Origin of the sequence: Caproiciproducens galactitolivorans (assembly GCF_029266045.1) — a bacterium.
GTDB classification, from domain to species: Bacteria; Bacillota; Clostridia; order Oscillospirales; family Acutalibacteraceae; genus Caproiciproducens; species Caproiciproducens galactitolivorans.
The window spans coordinates 72,414-90,570 of record NZ_JAJUFJ010000002.1; the positions used below are offsets into that span (position 1 = coordinate 72,414).

At 50.2% G+C, this 18,157-nt stretch carries 24 protein-coding genes; 2 read left to right on the top strand and 22 right to left on the bottom strand.

What is annotated here, in order from left to right; translation table 11 throughout:
* Window positions 1–11 precede the first annotated feature (11 nt).
* The 8 genes from P9B68_RS02720 to P9B68_RS02755 all read right to left on the bottom strand — a co-directional run bounded on the left by P9B68_RS02720 (window position 12) and on the right by P9B68_RS02755 (window position 4,756).
* Window positions 12–380, bottom strand: a complete 369-nt coding sequence (locus tag P9B68_RS02720) for a (2Fe-2S) ferredoxin domain-containing protein (RefSeq protein WP_135657861.1) — start codon at window positions 378–380, stop codon at window positions 12–14.
* Window positions 343–933, bottom strand: coding sequence for an ATP-binding protein (locus tag P9B68_RS02725; protein ID WP_135657859.1), 591 nt, complete (start codon window positions 931–933; stop codon window positions 343–345). Before P9B68_RS02725 ends, P9B68_RS02720 begins: the two co-directional genes overlap by 38 nt.
* Window position 934: 1 nt before the next feature.
* Window positions 935–1,429, bottom strand: a complete 495-nt coding sequence (locus P9B68_RS02730) for an NADH-quinone oxidoreductase subunit NuoE family protein (RefSeq protein WP_135657856.1) — start codon at window positions 1,427–1,429, stop codon at window positions 935–937.
* A gap of 176 nt (window positions 1,430–1,605) precedes the next feature.
* Window positions 1,606–2,340, bottom strand: a complete 735-nt coding sequence (locus P9B68_RS02735; RefSeq protein WP_277668423.1) for a PHP domain-containing protein — start codon at window positions 2,338–2,340, stop codon at window positions 1,606–1,608.
* Window positions 2,340–2,672, bottom strand: a complete 333-nt coding sequence (locus P9B68_RS02740) for a DRTGG domain-containing protein (RefSeq protein WP_135657851.1) — start codon at window positions 2,670–2,672, stop codon at window positions 2,340–2,342. The genes P9B68_RS02735 and P9B68_RS02740 overlap by 1 nt, the downstream gene beginning before the upstream one ends.
* Window positions 2,669–3,979, bottom strand: coding sequence for a [Fe-Fe] hydrogenase large subunit C-terminal domain-containing protein (locus P9B68_RS02745; protein WP_277668424.1), 1,311 nt, complete (start codon window positions 3,977–3,979; stop codon window positions 2,669–2,671). Before P9B68_RS02745 ends, P9B68_RS02740 begins: the two co-directional genes overlap by 4 nt.
* Window positions 3,980–3,983: 4 nt before the next feature.
* Entirely contained in the window at window positions 3,984–4,412 is a 429-nt protein-coding gene (locus tag P9B68_RS02750; RefSeq protein WP_135657846.1) for an ATP-binding protein, read from the bottom strand.
* A complete protein-coding gene (locus tag P9B68_RS02755; RefSeq protein ID WP_135657844.1) occupies window positions 4,409–4,756 on the bottom strand; it encodes a DRTGG domain-containing protein in 348 nt (115 codons plus the stop codon). The genes P9B68_RS02750 and P9B68_RS02755 overlap by 4 nt, the downstream gene beginning before the upstream one ends.
* Before the next feature lie 240 nt (window positions 4,757–4,996).
* Between P9B68_RS02755 and serC the strand changes: the two genes are divergently transcribed.
* Entirely contained in the window at window positions 4,997–6,082 is a 1,086-nt protein-coding gene (gene serC, locus P9B68_RS02760) for a 3-phosphoserine/phosphohydroxythreonine transaminase (RefSeq protein WP_135657841.1), read from the top strand.
* Between the two features lie 37 nt (window positions 6,083–6,119).
* Window positions 6,120–7,283 (top strand): phosphoglycerate dehydrogenase, encoded by a 1,164-nt coding sequence (locus P9B68_RS02765; RefSeq protein WP_135657839.1) that lies wholly within the window; start codon window positions 6,120–6,122, stop codon window positions 7,281–7,283.
* 74 nt (window positions 7,284–7,357) lie between these two features.
* Here the strand turns inward: P9B68_RS02765 and nagA are convergent, their stop codons facing one another.
* From nagA to secY, 14 genes are all read right to left on the bottom strand, one after another.
* Window positions 7,358–8,497 carry an N-acetylglucosamine-6-phosphate deacetylase gene (gene nagA / locus P9B68_RS02770; RefSeq protein WP_277668425.1) on the bottom strand — a complete coding sequence of 380 codons (1,140 nt, stop codon included), beginning with the start codon at window positions 8,495–8,497 and terminating at the stop codon, window positions 7,358–7,360.
* A 295-nt stretch (window positions 8,498–8,792) separates the two neighbouring features.
* Window positions 8,793–11,036 (bottom strand): hypothetical protein, encoded by a 2,244-nt coding sequence (locus P9B68_RS02775; protein ID WP_277668426.1) that lies wholly within the window; start codon window positions 11,034–11,036, stop codon window positions 8,793–8,795.
* 303 nt (window positions 11,037–11,339) lie between these two features.
* Window positions 11,340–11,789: a 2-thiouracil desulfurase family protein gene (locus P9B68_RS02780; protein ID WP_277668427.1), complete on the bottom strand. Its 450-nt coding sequence runs from the start codon at window positions 11,787–11,789 to the stop codon at window positions 11,340–11,342.
* A 77-nt stretch (window positions 11,790–11,866) separates the two neighbouring features.
* Window positions 11,867–12,208: a 50S ribosomal protein L17 gene (rplQ, locus tag P9B68_RS02785; RefSeq protein WP_135657831.1), complete on the bottom strand. Its 342-nt coding sequence runs from the start codon at window positions 12,206–12,208 to the stop codon at window positions 11,867–11,869.
* 38 nt (window positions 12,209–12,246) lie between these two features.
* The gene (locus tag P9B68_RS02790; protein WP_135657829.1) at window positions 12,247–13,200 is read right to left on the bottom strand and encodes a DNA-directed RNA polymerase subunit alpha; all 954 of its coding nucleotides are present in this window, start codon (window positions 13,198–13,200) and stop codon (window positions 12,247–12,249) included.
* A gap of 72 nt (window positions 13,201–13,272) precedes the next feature.
* Window positions 13,273–13,899, bottom strand: coding sequence for a 30S ribosomal protein S4 (rpsD, locus tag P9B68_RS02795; protein WP_135657827.1), 627 nt, complete (start codon window positions 13,897–13,899; stop codon window positions 13,273–13,275).
* A gap of 32 nt (window positions 13,900–13,931) precedes the next feature.
* Window positions 13,932–14,342: a 30S ribosomal protein S11 gene (gene rpsK / locus P9B68_RS02800; RefSeq protein ID WP_135657825.1), complete on the bottom strand. Its 411-nt coding sequence runs from the start codon at window positions 14,340–14,342 to the stop codon at window positions 13,932–13,934.
* Window positions 14,343–14,360: 18 nt separating this feature from the next.
* Window positions 14,361–14,729, bottom strand: a complete 369-nt coding sequence (rpsM, locus tag P9B68_RS02805) for a 30S ribosomal protein S13 (protein WP_277668428.1) — start codon at window positions 14,727–14,729, stop codon at window positions 14,361–14,363.
* Between the two features lie 40 nt (window positions 14,730–14,769).
* A complete protein-coding gene (gene rpmJ, locus P9B68_RS02810) occupies window positions 14,770–14,883 on the bottom strand; it encodes a 50S ribosomal protein L36 (protein WP_022174947.1) in 114 nt (37 codons plus the stop codon).
* A 30-nt stretch (window positions 14,884–14,913) separates the two neighbouring features.
* On the bottom strand, window positions 14,914–15,132 hold the full coding sequence (gene infA, locus P9B68_RS02815) for a translation initiation factor IF-1 (RefSeq protein WP_135657821.1): 219 nt from the start codon (window positions 15,130–15,132) through the stop codon (window positions 14,914–14,916).
* Window positions 15,133–15,137: 5 nt separating this feature from the next.
* Window positions 15,138–15,404: a KOW domain-containing RNA-binding protein gene (locus tag P9B68_RS02820; RefSeq protein ID WP_277668429.1), complete on the bottom strand. Its 267-nt coding sequence runs from the start codon at window positions 15,402–15,404 to the stop codon at window positions 15,138–15,140.
* 13 nt (window positions 15,405–15,417) lie between these two features.
* Window positions 15,418–16,170 (bottom strand): type I methionyl aminopeptidase, encoded by a 753-nt coding sequence (map, locus tag P9B68_RS02825; RefSeq protein WP_135657819.1) that lies wholly within the window; start codon window positions 16,168–16,170, stop codon window positions 15,418–15,420.
* Window positions 16,171–16,172: 2 nt separating this feature from the next.
* Window positions 16,173–16,805, bottom strand: coding sequence for an adenylate kinase (locus P9B68_RS02830; RefSeq protein WP_277668430.1), 633 nt, complete (start codon window positions 16,803–16,805; stop codon window positions 16,173–16,175).
* A 16-nt stretch (window positions 16,806–16,821) separates the two neighbouring features.
* On the bottom strand, window positions 16,822–18,156 hold the full coding sequence (secY, locus tag P9B68_RS02835; RefSeq protein ID WP_135657816.1) for a preprotein translocase subunit SecY: 1,335 nt from the start codon (window positions 18,154–18,156) through the stop codon (window positions 16,822–16,824).
* Window position 18,157 lies beyond the last annotated feature (1 nt).

Sequence of the window (18,157 nt, forward strand, 5' to 3'; positions counted from 1 at the left end):
CTGCCTCCTTATTATGAATTGGCGCCTATGGTAAACTCCGTTACCACGTTGCCGTTTACCAGGTGGTCGTTCACCACGCGTACCGCCTTTTCAGGCGTCATTTTTACATAAGTAACCTTATCCTGCCCGGGGGCCACAACCTCCACCACGGGTTCAAACTGGCAGATGCCGATGCACCCTGTTTGCGTTACGATTACATTTTGAAGGCCGCGCTTTGCAACCTCCTCGACTATTGCGTTTAAAACGGGACGCGCTCCGGCTGCAATCCCACAGGTAGCCATGCCGACCAGGACGCGGATCGCGTTGTCATTATTTTCACGAAGGATAACCTGGCTGCGTGCTTTATCCCTTATCGCCCGAAGTTCCTCTAAAGACTTCATCTGATGATTCCTCCTTTAATCTTTGGGTTTGTTCCGTAAGGTAGCCTTTGATCCACTCAGTTACTTCCGGGGAACTCAGCTTCACCTCATTTCCCAGCACAGCGCGCAACTCGCGTGTGTCCAGGGTGAATTCGCGCAAATCCACACGGCGATGGTAAACAAAATCCCTGTCTTCGTTGCAGGTGATCAAAAGCAGCACAGTAGAATTGATATCCCCGAGCGGAATCATATCCACGTGCGAAGGGACAAATTTTGCTGTTACCGTTGTTCCCACGCCTTTTTCAGACGTTATCTCAAGACTGCCGCCCGTCATTTCGGCCTCCATCTTGAAAAGCGGTACGCCCAGTCCCACCCGGCGCGTTTCCCGCGTTGTGAAAAAAGGGTCCGCCGCGCAGGCCGCCTGCTCGGCTGTCATGCCGGCACCATTGTCCGCGACGGTAATCGTCAGGCTGTCGGCATGTGTATTTTCACATATATCGATCACAATAAGCTTTGCACCCGCAGAAATTGAATTTTGTGCAATATCCATCACATTTAATGAAAGTTCGCGCATCTTATTCGTATTTCGCCAATACTTGTTCTACTTCTTCCGGGGTCATACGTCCGTAAACATCCCCGTTCACGGTCAGTACCGGAGCCAGACCGCACGCGCCCACACAACGGCACGCGGTCAGCGAAAATTTTCCATCCGGAGTGCATTCCTCCGGTTGAATGCCCAATATAGAAGTCAATTTGTCAAGTACAGCCGCAGCCCCTTTTACATAGCAGGCCGTTCCCAAACAGATCGATACATTGTATTTTCCTTTCGGCGTAAGCGAAAATTGGGAATAAAATGTAGAAACACCATAGACCTCTTCTAGTGACACGCCAAGCCCCTCGGCGATTATGCTCTGGACTTCGAGCGGAAGATAGCCGTAAATTTCCTGTGCTTCCTGCAGGACGGGTAAAATCGCACCCCGTTCCTGTTTATGTCTTTCGATGACTTCATCCAGTTTTTGTTTTTGCTCGGGGGTTCCCTTAAAGGGCAGATTGCTGATTCGTTTTTGCATCCTCGTTCCTCCTTCGGTAAATCCATGCAGAAAAAATCGCCCGACGGTAAACGATCCTCTTTCCGCTGGGTTCATTGCGATAATTATAACATAGCTAAGGCTCATAAATCCATAACAATTTTTGAAAACGGTACAAAATTTTGGGTAAAATTTTATTGTTTTTGGCTAATTATAATTTAATCAATTAGAAAGACCCCATTTTTCCCCTCCAAAATAGAAATCAGGCATTCGGATGTTTTCTCCGGAAGAATAACCGAAGCACTCCGATCCGGCATGTCTTCCAAGGTGTGCGAATCAGAGTTTGAAAGCAGGTGCATTTTCTCAAGATCCCCGTATTGCTTCAATAGCGCCCGCACATTTCCCTTCAAACTGATTTCCGCTGCGGTAAAGCCCGCTTCCGGGGGAATTCCGCCCAGATTGGCAAGCACGCTGTAAGCGTTCCGGTCAATATGGGCTGGGAAAGCGGTGCCGCCGAAACGGCGGGCCGTTTCACGCACGCTGTTCAATCCTATAGCTGATGCGTTAAGCAAAAGTATGTCTTCCTCTCCGGTAACGGCGTCGTTTTCATCCATAACTGTCTGTCGGCCAAAAATTTCCGGCCTGTTTTTTATCCGGGGCATCCGTTCTGAAACGAAGCGGTCGAAGCTAATTGCCGCTTCCACCGTTGGAAACAGGCAGATTACATGCACATCCTCCGCCGTGCACAGTTCCATTCCGGGTACAACGGTCAGCCCGTTCGCCTCGCCTGCCCGTACAACCGCAGGTACATTTTGGCAGGAATTGTGATCCGTCACCGCAATGATGTCGTACCCCAGCAGAAGCGCCATATTGACAATATTGTTGGGCGTCATATCGTCATCAGCGCAGGGGGAAAGGCAGGAATGCAAGTGCAGATCGTAGTAGGCGCGCATCAGTACAAAAGCCCTTCGATTCGGGCACCAAGGGTAAAGCTGTCCTGCTCCGACAGAAGAACCGGAAAGGACAATTCCCGCGCTTTCTCAAGCGCGGGAATATCAAGCGGGGCGGAATCGGTCAGAATGATACAGGCTGCATCCTTCAGGGATGCAACCGCGATTGCATTTATATTTCCCATTACGGTCAGCCACGCCGCGTCGGCGGGAAGCCGTGCTACCGCCCAGCTGAGCAGGTCGCAGGTATATCCACCCGAAACCGGGCGGTCAAGGCTGTTTTCCCCGGCAAGGATTTTCAGGCCAAAATGTTCGGCCAGCTCTTTTACTGTCATCGTTTTTTCTCCTCCTCGTCAGCCTGTGCCGGAAACGTCCCCATTGAGGAAAGGGCGTCGGCTACATGTTTGATTTCCTCACGCAGGATAAAGATACATTGATTTTTCTTGGCAAAACCGCGCACAATATCTTCCGCAAGCGCCCGGCAGGTCGGCGCGCCGCAGGAACCGCAGTCAAGTCCGGGAAGCTCCTCCTGAATCCGGTCAATCTCCGCCATCATGCGCAGCGCCTCGTTCATATCGTCGGAAAGCTTCAAGACCGGCGCGAATAGAAGGTTTTTCTGCCACTGCATACCAACAGGGAGCTTTCCGTCGATATGGTTCTGGGAAACCGGCAGGTAACGGCGCAGCCGCTGGAGCCTAGCCTTTGCGACATACGCATTTTCCACGCAGAGCACGCCGCCCACGCAGCCGCCGGAACAGGCGTTCAATTCAATAAAGTCCATCTCACGGATCTTTTCATCCTCCAGCTCCTCTAGAACGCGGATTACATTTTCAATCCCGTCCGCCGCAAGGTATTTATCGTTCAGAAGCGCGCTGGCCTCCCCGCCGCTCGAAGCCCAGCCGACGCCGATGATCCCCGAATGCAAAAGGGGTTCAACGGGCTTCCCGCTTTCCATGGCCGCAGTAAGCTTTGGGTAAATTTCACTAATGGCAATCGCGCCGTCCACCTCGGATTTTTTGCAGCTTATCGGCATCTTGATTGCCGTTACCTTGGCGGGGCAGGGCGTTATAAAAAAAGCGCCGATCTGCCCGCGTGGCAAACCAGTTTTTCTCGCGGCTTCGCGCTTTGCAAGGCGCGCCGCTGTTTCCATCGGGGAATTCAATTGAAGGACATGGGAACAAAGGTCGGGAAAACGCACCCGGATAAGCCGGACTACGGCGGGGCAGGCCGAGCTGATGACCGGCTTTTTCAGCTTACCCTGCTGCATCAGCTTCCGTGTTGTTTCGGAAACCAGCTCTGCGCTGCTAGAAACCTCGAACACCTCGTCGAAGCCGATATTCTTGAGCCCAGTCAGCACGATGTCGATATCATCCAAATTATTGAACTGCCCGTAAAGGGTCGGCGCAGGCAGGGCGATTTTATAAGCAAAGTCCCGAATCATGTCCAGACTGTCGGATTTTGCTTTTTTCGCGTGATGCGGACAGACGCGGATGCATTCGCCGCAATCGATGCACCGTTCCGATATGATTTTCGCCTTGCCCGCGCGAACGCGGATCGCCTCCGTCGGACAGCGCTTAATGCAGTTCGTGCAACCCATACATTTCTCTTTGTCCAAAGTTACAGAGTGAAAAAACTGGTTCACGTCGTCACCTCTTTGCGTACACCGTCATATGAAGGGTGGTCCCCACCCCCACTTTGGTGGAAATTTCCATAACGTCGGTGGATTTTTTCATATTCGGCAGGCCCATGCCCGCGCCAAAACCCAGCGCGCGCACTTTATCGGGCGCGGTAGAGTATCCTTCCCGCATGGCAAGTGCAACGTCCTCGATTCCCGGGCCGTTGTCGGAAAGAACCATTTCTATTTTTTCCGGGCTGATTTCCACGTGCACTTTCCCACCGCCCGCGTGAATGACCATGTTGATTTCCCCCTCATACATGGCAATCGCAACACGGCGGATCGCATCCGAGTCGTAACCGATTTTCTTAAGCTTATGCTTTACGTCGCTGGAGGCTTCCCCCGCACGGGTAAAGTCGTCGCCCGGCACTATGTAGTCGAAAGATAAGGTATTGCTCAACTCCTGTCGCCCCCGCTCAAGCCATGGCTGTACAGAAGCCCGCAGGCCGTGAACAGCCGGTGCTGCGTTTTCAGAATTGTAATCTCCTTTTGCTTTGCAAGCGCAACCACCTCTTCGGTCGGCTCTTTGCCGCGCACAAAAATGATACAGCGCATATCCATCATTTCCGCCGTGCGCACAACCTGCGGATTGTTCAGCCCGGTAAGAAGCACGGACTGGTCCTTTACAAAGGCAAGCACGTCGCTCATCATATCGCTGCCACAGGCGGTTTTTACCTCGGCGTTCAGATCCCCAGCCGTGACAATTTCCGCGTCCAAGACGGAAGCCACCTCATTGACCGTCATTCATATCGCCCCCTTAAAAATATACAATTTTATTTATATTTTACGCGAAATTCTATCAATATTATAGCATAAAACCGATCCTTGGCAATAAGGGAATATTTAGTCCGGAAAATGCCGCCGCGATGCGGATTATTTTATGAAAAATGCCGCATTGACTTTAATTAACTAAAGCAATATAATAATTAATTATATTCAGTAAATTATGGGAAGGCCATAAAATAATTTTGGAGGTAGCGCTTAATGAAACGTGTTTACAACTTTTCCGCAGGACCCTCAATGATGCCTGAACCGGTGCTGAAACGTGCAGCGGCTGAAATGCTTGATTACCAGGGCAGCGGCCAGTCTGTAATGGAGATGTCCCACCGATCTAAAATCTTCGAGGGAATCATCAGTTCAGCGGAGAGTTTACTTCGCGAAGTGATGAATATTCCGGATAATTATAAAGTATTATTTTTACAGGGCGGCGCTTCCTCTCAATTCGCAATGGTGCCGCTGAATCTGATGACAAAAAACAAAAAAGCCGATTTCGTTTTGACCGGTCAGTGGGCAACGAAGGCTTATAAGGAAGCCGCCCGGTACGGGACAGCAAACGTGGTTGCCTCTTCCAAGGACAAAACGTTCAGCTATATTCCCGACCTTGACCCTCAAACCTTTTCGAAGTACGCGGATTATTTTCATATCTGCTTGAACAATACCATTTACGGCACAAAATTCCATACCCTGCCGGAAACGGGTGACGTTCCGTTGGTTGCGGATGTTTCTTCCTGCATTCTGAGCGAGCCGATTGACGTCAGCAAATTTGGACTGCTCTACGCCGGTGCGCAGAAAAATATGGCACCAGCTGGCCTGACTGTGGTCATCATCCGAGAGGATCTGATCGGCCATGCAATGGAAGTCACTCCCACCATGTTCAATTACCAGACACATGCGGACAATAACTCCATGTTCAACACCCCTCCCTGTTATTCCATTTATATGTGCATGCTGGTGCTGGATTGGCTGAAAAACACCATCGGCGGGCTTGAGGAAATGAAGAAAATCAACGAGAAAAAGGCCGGCATCCTTTACAATTTCCTTGACAATTCCAAGCTTTTCAAAGGGACGGTCGTGCCGAAGGACCGTTCGCTGATGAACATTCCGTTTGTCACCGGCAGCGAAGAGCTTGACGCGAAATTTGTCAAAGAAGCGGAAGAACACGGCTTTGTAAATATCAAAGGACACCGTTCCGTCGGCGGCATGCGTGCTTCCATTTACAATGCAATGCCCGTCGAGGGTGTTGAAAAGCTCGTGGACTTCATGGCTGCGTTCGAAAAGAAGAACGGTTAGGCATATCCATAGATTTCAAGTATGAAGGTGAATTGATTTGTTCCGTATAAAATATCTGAATAAAATTTCGCCGGTTGGAACCAGCCGTTTCGACACGAACTACGAATGCGGCGAAGCGGTGGAAAATCCGGATGCAATCATGGTTCGCTCGGCTTCCATGCATGAAATGGAATTTCCTAAAAATCTTCTTGCGATTGCAAGGGCGGGCGCGGGCGTCAACAATATCCCGCTTGAAAAATGCAGCGAGCAGGGTATCGTTGTTTTCAACACCCCCGGCGCAAACGCAAACGCCGTCAAAGAGCTGGTCATTGCCGCATTGCTGCTTTCTTCCCGCAAAATCGTCCCCGCCATTGAGTGGACAAAAACCTTAAAGGGCAAAGGCAATGAAGTCGGAAAGCTTGTCGAAAAGGGCAAGGGCGCGTTCGTTGGCCCCGAAATCAGCGGCAAAAAGCTTGGTGTCATCGGCCTTGGCGCAATCGGCATCCTGGTTGCCAACGCGGCAAAGAGCCTTGGCATGGATGTTTACGGCTACGATCCCTACCTTTCCGTCGACGCGGCTTGGGGACTTTCCCGCTCCACAAAACACGCGCGTACGCTCGATGAAATTTACACCGCCTGTGACTATATTACGGTTCATGTCCCGCTCACGCCCGACACAAAGGGTATGATTAACGAACAGACCATTACAAAAATGAAGGACGGCGTGCGCATCCTGAACTTTGCGCGCGGCGATCTGGTCAACTCCAAGGACATTATTGCCGCATTACAGTCCGGCAAAGTATCCTCCTATGCGACGGACTTCCCAAGCGACGACCTGATCGGGCTGGACGGCGTTATTGCGATTCCCCACCTTGGCGCTTCGACGCCGGAATCCGAGGATAACTGCGCGCGCATGGCAGCGAATGAACTCATTGATTACCTGCAGAACGGCAATATCCGAAACTCGGTCAATATGCCCTCGATTTGCATGCCGCGCGACAGTTCCATTCGTATCTGCATTCTGCACCGGAATATCCCCAACACCATCAGCCTGCTTTCCGGCGCGCTGGCGGAAAGCGGTATCAACATTGAAAACATGCAGAGCAAATCCAAAAAGGACTATGCTTACACAATTCTTGACGTTACGGGCGATGTCAAGGATACAACAGCGGAGCATATCGCAAAGCTTCCGGAAATCATCCGGGTACGCATTATCCGGTAAAAGAGAAAAATACAGCAGGAGCCGCCGGGATTCTATCCCTACGGCTCCTGCTGTTTCTGCTTGCTGTGGAACTTTTAAGCATTGTTATTGACTGCAATTTTTCCGCGCGCGACCACCATGCGGATGTTCAAGTCGGAATCAAGCGCAACCATGTCGGCATACTTCCCGACCTTAATGCTGCCGATCCGTTCGTCCTCATGAATTGCCCTTGCCGGATTCAGAGTTGCGGCCTGTATGGCGGTCAGGAAGGGAACGCCCCAGCCAACCAGATTTTTTATCTCCTGATGAAGGTTTGTGGTGGAGCCGGCAATCGTGCCGTCTTTCAGCCTTGCCTGCCCGTCTTTCACGTACACCGTCTGCCCGCCAAGCTCTGAAACGCCATCCGGCGCCCCTGCCGCACGCATGGAGTCGCTGACGATCACCACGCGGTCCTTTCCCAATGCCTCAAAGGTAATGCGAAGCACAGCGGGGTGAATGTGAAACCCGTCGCAAATCAGTTCCGCACGGACGCGCGGGTCATCAAGCACCGCGCCGATTACGCCGGGCTCACGGTGCTTCATGCCCGGCATCGCGTTATATAAATGGGTTGCATGCGTAATGCCCAGCTCAAACGCATGTTTCGCGCATGCGTAATCCGCTTCGGTGTGTGCGATCGAAACGGTGCAGAGACGGGAAGCCTGCGGGATAAATTCCTCCGCGCCGGGACATTCGGGCGCAATATCCACCAATTTTATAATCCCGCCGCAGGCGTCGTAAAATTCCTGAAACTCCTTGAAATCCGAGTTTTTTACAAATTCGCCCTTCTGCGCGCCTTTCTTATGAATAGATATGTACGGTCCCTCCATATTGACCCCAGCGATGGCCGCACCCTTCGGAGGATGGTCCATACAGGATTTTACCGTTTCCAGCGCACGAAGAATCCCCTTATGGGATACCGTCATCGTCGTGGGGCAAAACGAGGTAACCCCTTTGGTAACGAGGTGCGCGCACATCTTCGCAAGGCCGTCCGCGTCTGCGTCACAGGTATCCGCCCCTACACAAGCATGGATGTGGATATCCACAAACCCCGGAACAAGAACGCACCCGGATAAATCGATTTCTTCCCCGCCCGCCAGCCCCGGGGCGATTTCCGATATTTTATCCTCTTCCACGGCAACGTCCGCATCGGCAAAACGGAAACTGTCGTCTACGATTTTCGCATTTTTCAGTATCAACGATTACACCCCTATCCACCTTTTATTCGAATGAATATTTTATCCTTTTTTTCATTATAAACCGAAAAATTATTTTATTCAAGCTGTAATTGAGAAATCGGTTTTTTCCTTCCGCATTTTTCCGCAATTACAAACCCGAATGCAGTCATCGCCGAAAAATCAACCCTTACGGCTTTTTATGAAAACGCCGCCCAACTCCCCTTGAAAAACGGAGCCGGACGGCGTTATTTTACGATTAGCTATTGCGCTGTTTTCGTTGAACCAGTTTCAGCGGCCTTTGTGGATTGGAAAAATCTTATTTAATGGTAACTACGCAAAGCTTTTTTGCTACCTGCCCCGAAGCGGAAGCATAAATTCCGGCTTGCTGGCCCGATTTGCCGATCGCCGTAATTTTATAGAAGAAATCATTGCCTGTGCGACGAAGGAAGGTTACCTGGAATACACCGGCAGTACCGGGATTGAATGTAATCGAAGAAGCCCCGGGCGCGGTAATTTTAAACTGGTAGGAAGCGCCCTTTGCCAAGCTAAAATCTGAGTTGGTATCGGATTGAATGGAAACGGAATCCGGAGCTCCCACAGTGATTACGCAGACTTTCTGCGACGCATAGCCCGGCGCGCTCATATAAAAGCCCGCGGATTGCCCCGGATTTCCGATCGCCGTAATTTTATAGTACGCATCGCTGCCGGAGGTACTAACCTTTGCTACCTGGAAGATATTGCTGGAACCGGGGTAGAAGCTCGTGGCATTGCTGATCTTAAACGTATAGCTTGCGCCCTTCTTGAGCGTAAAGTCGGAGTTGGTATCCGATTTCGGTGCAGCAGCCCGTCCAACGGTGACAACGCAGACCTTCTGTGCCGCATAACCCGGGGCGCTCATATAGAAGCCCGCGGACTGCCCCGGATTTCCGATCGCCGTAATTTTATAGTACGCGTCGCTGCCGGAGGTGCTGACTTTCACCACCTGGAAGACGTTGCTGGAACCGGCGTAAAAGCTCGAGGCATTGCTGATTTTAAACGTATAGCTTTCGCCTTTCTTAAGCGTAAAGTCGGAATTGGTATCCGATTGAGGCGCAGCCTGCCCAACGGTGACGACGCAGACCTTCTGCGGCGCATAGCCCGGCGCGCTCATATAAAAGCCCGCGGATTGCCCCGGATTTCCGATCGCCGTAATTTTATAGTACGCATCACTACCGGAGGTGCTAACTTTCACCACCTGGAAGACGTTGCTGGAACCGGCATAAAAGCTCGAGGCATTGCTGATTTTAAACGTATAGCTTTCGCCTTTCTTAAGCGTAAAGTCGGAATTGGTATCCGATTGCGGTGCCGGTGCGCCTTCTTTTATGGTTATGCTGCCAAGATCCACACTATAATCATCATAGGTGCTGTCTGGGAACATAACACTCAAATTGGTTTGGCTGTCGACTTCGCCAATCGCAGTAACCTGGAAGTAATAATCGATTCCTTCCTTTTTCTCAAACTGTACGGACACTACGCCGTCCGTACCCGGCACAATGATGGGAACCCCGCCGCCCATAGCGGTGATTTTATAGGTGTGCGACTCCCCCTGCGAAAGGGTGATTTCAGCCGGTGCATCCGACACGACACTCGGAAAATCGTCTTCCTCATTCACGGTAACCGGGAAAGAAGCTGTTTCCCCATTCAAAGTCGCCGTAATCAGGGCGGTTCCTGGTTCTAAAGCTTCCATTTCATATTCATAGCCGCCGTATACCGTTGTTACAAAGGTAACGGAAATGTTCTCGTTGTCAACCATGATTTGGGGATTGATTCCCGAATTGGTATAGGCAATAAAATGATATTTATCGCCGGTATTGCAGATATATTCGGTTGTGGTATCCAACCGAAGGTCTTTATTTTGAATGATGGAGACCGTACACAGCTTATTCGGGATGAATCCGTAAGCCCCTAAGTACAGGTCGTCGCTCTGCCCGATAGTGCCGACCGCATCCACGCGGAAATAATAGTCGCCGTTGTCCTCATCCGTATTGACCAATGTCGTTTTGAGTACTTTTCCATTCTGTGCACTTAACGTGGGGTAGGAATATGTATCAACGTCATTGTTCTCAAAATGGACTTTTACAATCCGGCTGCTCCCTTTATTGAGAGAAAAATTGCCGGTGACATCGGAGGAAAGCGTATAAGTCGGCTCCCCGGTTCCTTCCACCGTCAGCGTTTTGGTTGCGGACACACCGTCCGATGTGGTAAAGGTTAACGTGACTACTCCGTTTAAACGGGCCTCCAGGTCATAATAATATACGCCCGAACCGCTGGTGTCTGTTTCCTCTTCAATCTTTACAATAGAGGGGTCGCTTGAAACAGCGCTCAACGTTACATCCGGATTGCTGACATTCACCTCGAGGCCATAGTAAATAGAATTTAGCTGCAGGGACTGAAGCGCATCCGTTTCTTCGGGGAATGTGATTTGCGTCGCGTCGGCAGCAAAAGCCGCCGTATTCCCGAATACCGCAATAACGAGTGACAGCGCCAGAACCATGCTTAATGCCCGAATTCGTTTTTTCATTGCTCATTTCCTTTCTTTGCTGATTAATTTTCCCATTGCTGGAACAGACTTCATTTTATAGGAAAATAAGCTGGAAATAATCGAATTCGAGAATAATTCTTTATTGTAATTATTGGCAATCTTTTTGCCGATTTACGTCTACATTTTATCCTAATGGATACCTCCAATTTTTTCTATATTTTACAAATTTGGATAAAAATTCAAAAATAAAAAAGCCAGGCTTGGGCGTTGCCCCAAGCCTGGCAAACGAATGGAAAAATTTGATAAAGCCGAAAATTTACTTCGGCAAACCGGAATCACCGCTTATCCGAAGACCTTTTGCATATCCGCTTCGTTTTCCGTCAGCACTTCTATTCCATTTTCAAGTAAAAGCTGCGCTGCTTTTCCGTTTCCGGGAATCACTCTGCCCGAAAAGGTTCCATCATAAATACAGCCGCACCCGCAGGAAGGGCTTTTTGACTTCAAGACTGCCTTCGTGATCCCGTTTTCGCTCGCGATCCTGAGGGCCTCTCGCGCACCGTTGTCAAATTCCTTTGTCAGGTCTTCCCCATTTGCGCTCATCACTTTTTTCTTCCCGCTCTTATCCACGACAATCTCGCAGCAAGGCCTTGGAACAGGCAGGCCCGCCAATAGCTCCGGGCAGACTGGGATTGCTTTCCCCTGCTTTACCAATTCGGCTATCTTCGGGTTCGTGCAGCTTTTTCCATCATATCTACAAGGAATTCCTGCCAAGCAGGAGCTGACTAAATACATAGATCTCCTCTTCCTATTCATTAATAGAAAAGGCAGCAAAAAAGGCTGCCGTAACCGGTAGCCTTTCAATACCTTATTTAAACCAGTTCGATAATTCCCATCTCTGCGGCGTCACCGCGGCGAGGGCCAAGCTTGCTAATTCGTGTATAACCGCCGTTGCGGTCGGCATACTTCGGAGCAATCTCGTTAAACAGCTTATTCGCTACATCTTCTTTAGTAATGAATGCCATCACAAGGCGCTTGTTGTGAAGGTTGTTTTCCTTCGCAATCGTTATCATTTTCTCGGTCATGGAGCGGACCTCCTTGGCGCGAGTAACTGTGGTTTCGATTTTGCCGTTCTCTAAAAGAAAGGTAACCATCGCCCTCAGCATGGCTGTTCTGTGGTCAGTGTCTCTTCCGAGCTTTCTGGTTCCGGGCATCGAAATATCACTCCTTTACCTTAGGTTTGCACAAGGGATTATTCATCATCCTTGCGTAGTTGGAAACCGAGGGAGGCCATCTTCCAGACAACCTCCTCAAGGGATTTACGTCCGAGGTTGCGAACCTTCATCATATCCTCTTCTGATTTATTGATCAGGTCTTCAACCGTATTAATACCGGCGCGCTTGAGGCAGTTGAAGGAACGGACCGAAAGATCAAGCTCTTCAATTGTCATTTCAAGCACTTTCTCCTTGCCCTTATCGTCCTTTTCGACCATAATCTCGGTGCTGCTGCCCTTGTCGGACAAATCAACAAAGAGGTTCAAGTGTTCGGTAAGGACTTTCGCGGCTAAAGAAACCGCTTCCTGCGCTCCGATAACGCCGTTGGTCCAAACCTCCAGCGTAAGCTTGTCAAAGTCTATACTCTGGCCTACACGGGTTGGCTCAACATTATAATTCACCTTATAAACAGGAGTGTAGATGGAATCCACCGGAATCTCGCCGATTACGTTTCCGTTCAGGTTCTGTTTGTTTCTTTCGGCGGGGACATATCCGCGGCCCTTATCCAAGGTCAATTCCATATACAGCTTTGCTCCCTCTCCCAAAGTTGCAATATGCATCTCGGGATTAAGGATTTCAACCTCGCTGTCGCACTTGATAGAGTCGGCCGTTACATCGCACGGGCCCTCCGCACAGATTTCAACTGTTTTTGGGCCGTCACAATGGAGCTTGGCGGTCAAACCCTTAATATTGAGCACAATCTCGGTGACGTCCTCTTTTACTCCGGGAATGGTAGAAAATTCATGAAGAACGCCGTCTATTTTGATTGATGTGACTGCAACCCCCGGCAGCGACGATAAAAGGACACGCCTCAGACTATTGCCCAAGGTTGTTCCAAAGCCTCGCTCAAGCGGTTCTACGACAAATTTGCCGTAGGTTCCGTCATTGCTTAACTCTTCTGTTTCAATTTTTGGCTTCTCAATCTCGATCATTAGCGACCCTCCTTGACATATAGCGGATTCGTATCAGCCATGATGTTTACTCTATGCTGTCAAAAGACGGCATTACTTGGAGTACAACTCAACGATGAGAGTCTCATCGACTGCCAGGTCAATATCCTCACGGGTCGGCGATGCGATAATCTTCCCTTCCAGGGTATCACGATTCACGTCAAGCCATTTAACAACCGGACGGGACGCGTTTTCCTCAATAACCGCTTTAATCTTTTCACTCTGGCGGCTCTTATCGCGGATGGAAATTACTTCACCCGGCTTTGTAAGGTAGGAAGGAATGTCTACTCTTTTGCCGTTCACGTTAAAGTGACCGTGAACAACAAGCTGACGGGCTTCTGCTCTGGAGCTTGCCCAGCCAAGGCGGTAAACGACGTTGTCGAGGCGGGACTCCAAAATTGAGAGCAGCTCGTCGCCGGTCTTTCCTTCTCTATGTGTTGCAAGGTCATAGTAGCTTCTGAACTGGGACTCCAATACGCCATAGTAGCGTTTTGTCATCTGCTTAGCACGAAGCTGCAGGCCGTATTCGGATGTTTTCTTGCGGCCCTGGCCATGCTGGCCCGGGGCGTATGATCTGCGGGTAACACCGCATTTATCTGTGTAGCATCTTGTGCCCTTCAAAAACAGCTTCTGTCCTTCACGGCGGCAAAGTTTGCACACAGCGTCTGTATATCTTGCCATATTATGGTTGCACCTCCTATTATCGGTTTATACTATACGCGTCTTCTCTTCGGAGGACGGCATCCGTTATGCGGAATCGGGGTAACGTCCTTAATCATACTGACTTCAAGGCCTGCGCCCTGAAGTGCGCGGATTGCCGCTTCACGGCCGGCTCCCGGTCCCTTTACATAAACCTCAACCGTTTTCATACCATGCTCCATCGCTGCTTTCGCGGCGGTTTCGGCTGCGGTCTGAGCGGCAAAAGGAGTGGACTTTCTGGAACCTCTGAATCCCAATTCACCGGAACTTGCCCACGATACGGCATTGCCCTGCGTATCGGTAATGGTAACAATCGTGTTGTTAAAGGTGGACTGGATATGAGCGGCTCCACGATCTATATTTTTACGCTCGCGGCGTCTGCGAACTGCGGTGCCCTTTTTTGCTGGGCCCTTCTGTGCTGCCATTTCTAGAATCCCTCCCTATTATTTTTTCTTGTTAGCCATTGTCTTTCTCGGACCCTTGCGTGTACGCGCGTTGGTCTTGGAACGCTGGCCTCTTACCGGCAAACCCTTGCGGTGACGAATTCCGCGGGAGCAGCCGATTTCAATCAATCTCTTAATGTCAAAAGCTACGTCGCGGCGAAGATCGCCTTCAACGCGGCAGTTATGGTCGATATATTCTCTGAGCTTCGCAGCATCATCTTCTGTTAAATCCCTTACGCGGGTATCCGGATTAACACCTGTCGCCGCGCAGATTTCTGTGGCGGTTTTGCGTCCGATTCCGAAAATATAGGTAAGAGCAATTTCGATGCGCTTATCTCTTGGCAAGTCAACACCTGATATACGCGCCATATTGGTTTTGCACCTCCATTGTTAATAGGTCCGCGCCAAATTATCCCTGGCGCTGCTTATGCTTCGGGTTTTCACAGATTACCATGACTTTACCCTTGCGCTTAATGATTTTGCATTTTTCACAAATTTTTTTGACAGAAGGTCTTACTTTCATTTGTGCGCCCTCCCTTAGCGAGTCTTTGTTTTACTTTGAACGCCATGTGATGCGCCCGCGCGTCAGATCGTAAGGCGACAACTCGATTGTGACCTTGTCGCCCGGCAGAATACGGATGAAATTCATCCGAAGCTTGCCGGAAATATGCGCGAGTACCGTATGGTGATTCGGAAGCTCTACCATAAACATTGCATTAGGTAGTGCTTCAGTTACGACGCCTTCAGTTTCTATTACGTCCTGCTTCGACATATATATTAACCCTCCTCATGTGGAAAACGGCTCCCGGCTTGAAAATTCCGAAGAGCATTTCGTATTTCACGGTTGGTCTGCATTGAACCTTCAGCCAGTACGGTTTTGGTCGCGGCCAAATGCTTCAGCTTTTTCTTTTTCGGATTGCTCAGGCTTCGGCGTTTCCCGTCACAAATAACGGCGTAAACATCATCCGCTTCCAGCACGGCGAAAAAACCGCCCTTGTCGCGCCCCGCGGCCGACCGAACAACCAGCCCTCTGACAAAGTCCATCGTTACCCCTCCCTTAATCCGGCAATGTTAAAATTACTGGACCGTCCGGAGTAATGGCGACGGAATGCTCAAAGTGTGCGGAAAGCTTTCCGTCGGCGGTTACGGTCGTCCAACCGTCCGCAAGCGTTTTTACTTCCTTAACACCCTGGTTGATCATTGGTTCAATTGCGATAGTCATGCCTGATAACAGGCGCACGCCCCTGCCGGGTGTGCCGTAATTAGGAACGGTAGGGTCTTCATGCATCTTCGCACCTACTCCGTGGCCGACGAAATCCCGTACCACCGAGTAACCGCGAGCTTCGGTATACCTTTGGATCGCGCTGCCGATATCGCCGATGCGCGCACCGACTTTTGCGGCTTTAATGCCTTCATAAAGGCTTTCGCGCGTTGCATCCATCAGGGCCTGCGCCTGTGCGCTTACATCTCCACAGGGAAACGTGTACGCATTGTCACCGACATATCCGTCAAAGGTGGCGCCAATGTCAATGCTCACAATGTCGCCCTGTTTGATAATGGTGTCTTTGCTTGGTATACCATGGATAACCACATTATTGACCGAGATACAGGCGCTTGCCGGAAACCCGCCGTAACCAAGGAACGTGGGCTTTGCACCTTGTTCCTCGATATAGCGGCGGACAATGCGGTCGATCTCCCAGGTAGATACCCCGGGTTCAACCGCTTCGCCGGCCAATTTCAACGCTCTTGCAGCTATCCTTCCGGCAGATCTCATTGCCGAAAGCTCCCTGCTGGTTTTAAGCACTATCATGATTACGCCTCGATTGCGGCAAGAACTCGTTTTGTTGTACTTGCAACATCTTCGTGCCCTTCTACAACATAAAGCTTGCCCTGCTTGGAATAGTAGCCTTTCAGAGGCTCGGTTTGGTCATGATATACCTTCAAGCGCTCTTTGACTGTATCCGGGTGATCATCCTTGCGCTGAACAAGGGTGCCGCCGCATTTGCTGCAAACGCCTTCGACATCCGGCTTATTGTAAACCAGGTGGTAGCTGGCGCCGCAGCTCTCGCAGACACGGCGTCCGGACATGCGCTCTACGATGACCTCATCAGGAACCTCGATATCGATTACCTTGTCGATCGCAATGCCCATTTTGTCCAGAGCCTCGGCCTGGGGAATCGTGCGCGGAAAACCGTCCAGAACAAAACCGTTGCTGCAGTCATCCTTGGCTAAACGCTCCTGAATGATACCGATAACGACCTCGTCCGGAACAAGTTTGCCCGCATCCACAAAGGATTTTGCGCGAATTCCCATTTCAGTGCCGCTTTTCAGCGCTTCACGGATAATGTTGCCCGTAGAAATTGTTGGAATATTGAAACGCTCGCAGATTACTTCTGCTTGCGTACCCTTACCGGCGCCGGGGGCGCCGAGAAGTATCAGCTTCATATTCTCTCACTCCTTATCAATCAAGGAAGCCTTTGTAATGGCGCATCATCATCTGAGACTCCATCTGCTTCACGGTTTCCAGCGCGACGCCAACCAGAATCAGGATGGACGTACCCCCGATCGACATGTTGTGCATGCCGGTAAAGGCACCGAAGCCAATTGGCAGAAGTGCGATCACCGCGAGGAACAGCGCACCGATCAGCGTGATTTTGGAAAGAATCCTCGAAATGTAATCAGATGTCGGCTTACCGGGACGGATACCCGGGATCGTACCGTTATTCTGACGAAGATTATTGGCCATCTCAATCGGATTATACTGAATTGCTACATAGAAATATGCAAACATTATAATCAACAGGAAATAAACTAACGAATACAGCAAACCGGTAGTGGAAAAAGCGTCGAAAAAGCTCTTCCAGAAGCCGGTCAATACCCTTTTTCCAAGGAACAACTGAATCGTGCTAGGAATTGAGAGAATTGAGCTTGCGAAAATAATCGGCATAACGCCGGACATCCCGACCTTGATCGGAATATGACTGCTCTGGCCGCCGTACATTTTTCTGCCCACCATGCGCTTCGCATACTGAACCGGGATACGACGCTCCGCATCGTTCATAAAAACGATGACCCAAATAACGACCAGGAAAAGAACAACAAACAGCGGTACAAAGAAGTAGTACTTGCCGTATGAAGTGGCATCCTGATTGGCAGCCTGCAGATACTGACCCAACAGATTAATCGTATGCGGCATTCTTGCCACGATACCGGAGAACAGGAGTATGGAAATACCGTTGCCAATACCATGCTGGTTGATTTGCTCGCCCAGCCACATCATCAATGCGGTACCGGCGGTAAACACCATGATAATGACAAATGCTGCAAAAACTTCCTCCCAGCCCTTTGTGTACTTCGTAATCGGCGTACCCTGGTAAGAGCTGTTGCGCAGATAGAAGAAATACGCGGTACCTTGAATCAAACCAAGCAGAACCGTTACATAGCGGGTATAGGTAGCGATTTTTTTTCGGCCCTCTTCGCCTTCCTTCGAAAGTCTTTCCAACGCTGGAATCGCGACTGTAAGGAGCTGCATAATAATGGAGCTGTTGATATAGGGCGTAACGCTCATTGCAAACAGCGTACCGTTTGCAAAAGCGCCGCCGGAAAGCATATCGAGATAGCTCAGTGCCGAACCGGTCTTATCCACCGTGTTCATCAATCCCTTCAATGCGGTTACATTGAGGAACGGAACCGGAATAACGGCACCGAAACGGAAAACCATAATAATAAAAAGCGTGAACAGAATCTTCTTGCGAAGATCGGGAATCCCCCAGGCATTCTTAAGTGTTTTAAACAAC

What these genes read in the sequence shown, in the direction of transcription:
- P9B68_RS02775 (WP_277668426.1), bottom strand. Translation starts at nt 11,036, where the DNA reads ATGAAAAAACGAATTCGGGCATTAAGCATGGTTCTGGCGCTGTCACTC.
- rpsD (WP_135657827.1), bottom strand. Translation starts at nt 13,899, where the DNA reads ATGGCAAGATATACAGACGCTGTGTGCAAACTTTGCCGCCGTGAAGGA.
- P9B68_RS02730 (WP_135657856.1), bottom strand. Translation starts at nt 1,429, where the DNA reads ATGCAAAAACGAATCAGCAATCTGCCCTTTAAGGGAACCCCCGAGCAA.
- P9B68_RS02790 (WP_135657829.1), bottom strand. Translation starts at nt 13,200, where the DNA reads ATGATCGAGATTGAGAAGCCAAAAATTGAAACAGAAGAGTTAAGCAAT.
- rpsK (WP_135657825.1), bottom strand. Translation starts at nt 14,342, where the DNA reads ATGGCAGCACAGAAGGGCCCAGCAAAAAAGGGCACCGCAGTTCGCAGA.
- P9B68_RS02740 (WP_135657851.1), bottom strand. Translation starts at nt 2,672, where the DNA reads ATGACAGTAAAAGAGCTGGCCGAACATTTTGGCCTGAAAATCCTTGCC.
- P9B68_RS02780 (WP_277668427.1), bottom strand. Translation starts at nt 11,789, where the DNA reads ATGTATTTAGTCAGCTCCTGCTTGGCAGGAATTCCTTGTAGATATGAT.
- P9B68_RS02820 (WP_277668429.1), bottom strand. Translation starts at nt 15,404, where the DNA reads ATGGACTTTGTCAGAGGGCTGGTTGTTCGGTCGGCCGCGGGGCGCGAC.
- rplQ (WP_135657831.1), bottom strand. Translation starts at nt 12,208, where the DNA reads ATGCCCGGAACCAGAAAGCTCGGAAGAGACACTGACCACAGAACAGCC.
- rpsM (WP_277668428.1), bottom strand. Translation starts at nt 14,729, where the DNA reads ATGGCGCGTATATCAGGTGTTGACTTGCCAAGAGATAAGCGCATCGAA.
- map (WP_135657819.1), bottom strand. Translation starts at nt 16,170, where the DNA reads ATGATAGTGCTTAAAACCAGCAGGGAGCTTTCGGCAATGAGATCTGCC.
- P9B68_RS02830 (WP_277668430.1), bottom strand. Translation starts at nt 16,805, where the DNA reads ATGAAGCTGATACTTCTCGGCGCCCCCGGCGCCGGTAAGGGTACGCAA.
- P9B68_RS02720 (WP_135657861.1), bottom strand. Translation starts at nt 380, where the DNA reads ATGAAGTCTTTAGAGGAACTTCGGGCGATAAGGGATAAAGCACGCAGC.
- rpmJ (WP_022174947.1), bottom strand. Translation starts at nt 14,883, where the DNA reads ATGAAAGTAAGACCTTCTGTCAAAAAAATTTGTGAAAAATGCAAAATC.
- P9B68_RS02725 (WP_135657859.1), bottom strand. Translation starts at nt 933, where the DNA reads ATGCGCGAACTTTCATTAAATGTGATGGATATTGCACAAAATTCAATT.
- P9B68_RS02735 (WP_277668423.1), bottom strand. Translation starts at nt 2,340, where the DNA reads ATGCGCGCCTACTACGATCTGCACTTGCATTCCTGCCTTTCCCCCTGC.
- infA (WP_135657821.1), bottom strand. Translation starts at nt 15,132, where the DNA reads ATGTCGAAGCAGGACGTAATAGAAACTGAAGGCGTCGTAACTGAAGCA.
- P9B68_RS02755 (WP_135657844.1), bottom strand. Translation starts at nt 4,756, where the DNA reads ATGACGGTCAATGAGGTGGCTTCCGTCTTGGACGCGGAAATTGTCACG.
- serC (WP_135657841.1), top strand. Translation starts at nt 4,997, where the DNA reads ATGAAACGTGTTTACAACTTTTCCGCAGGACCCTCAATGATGCCTGAA.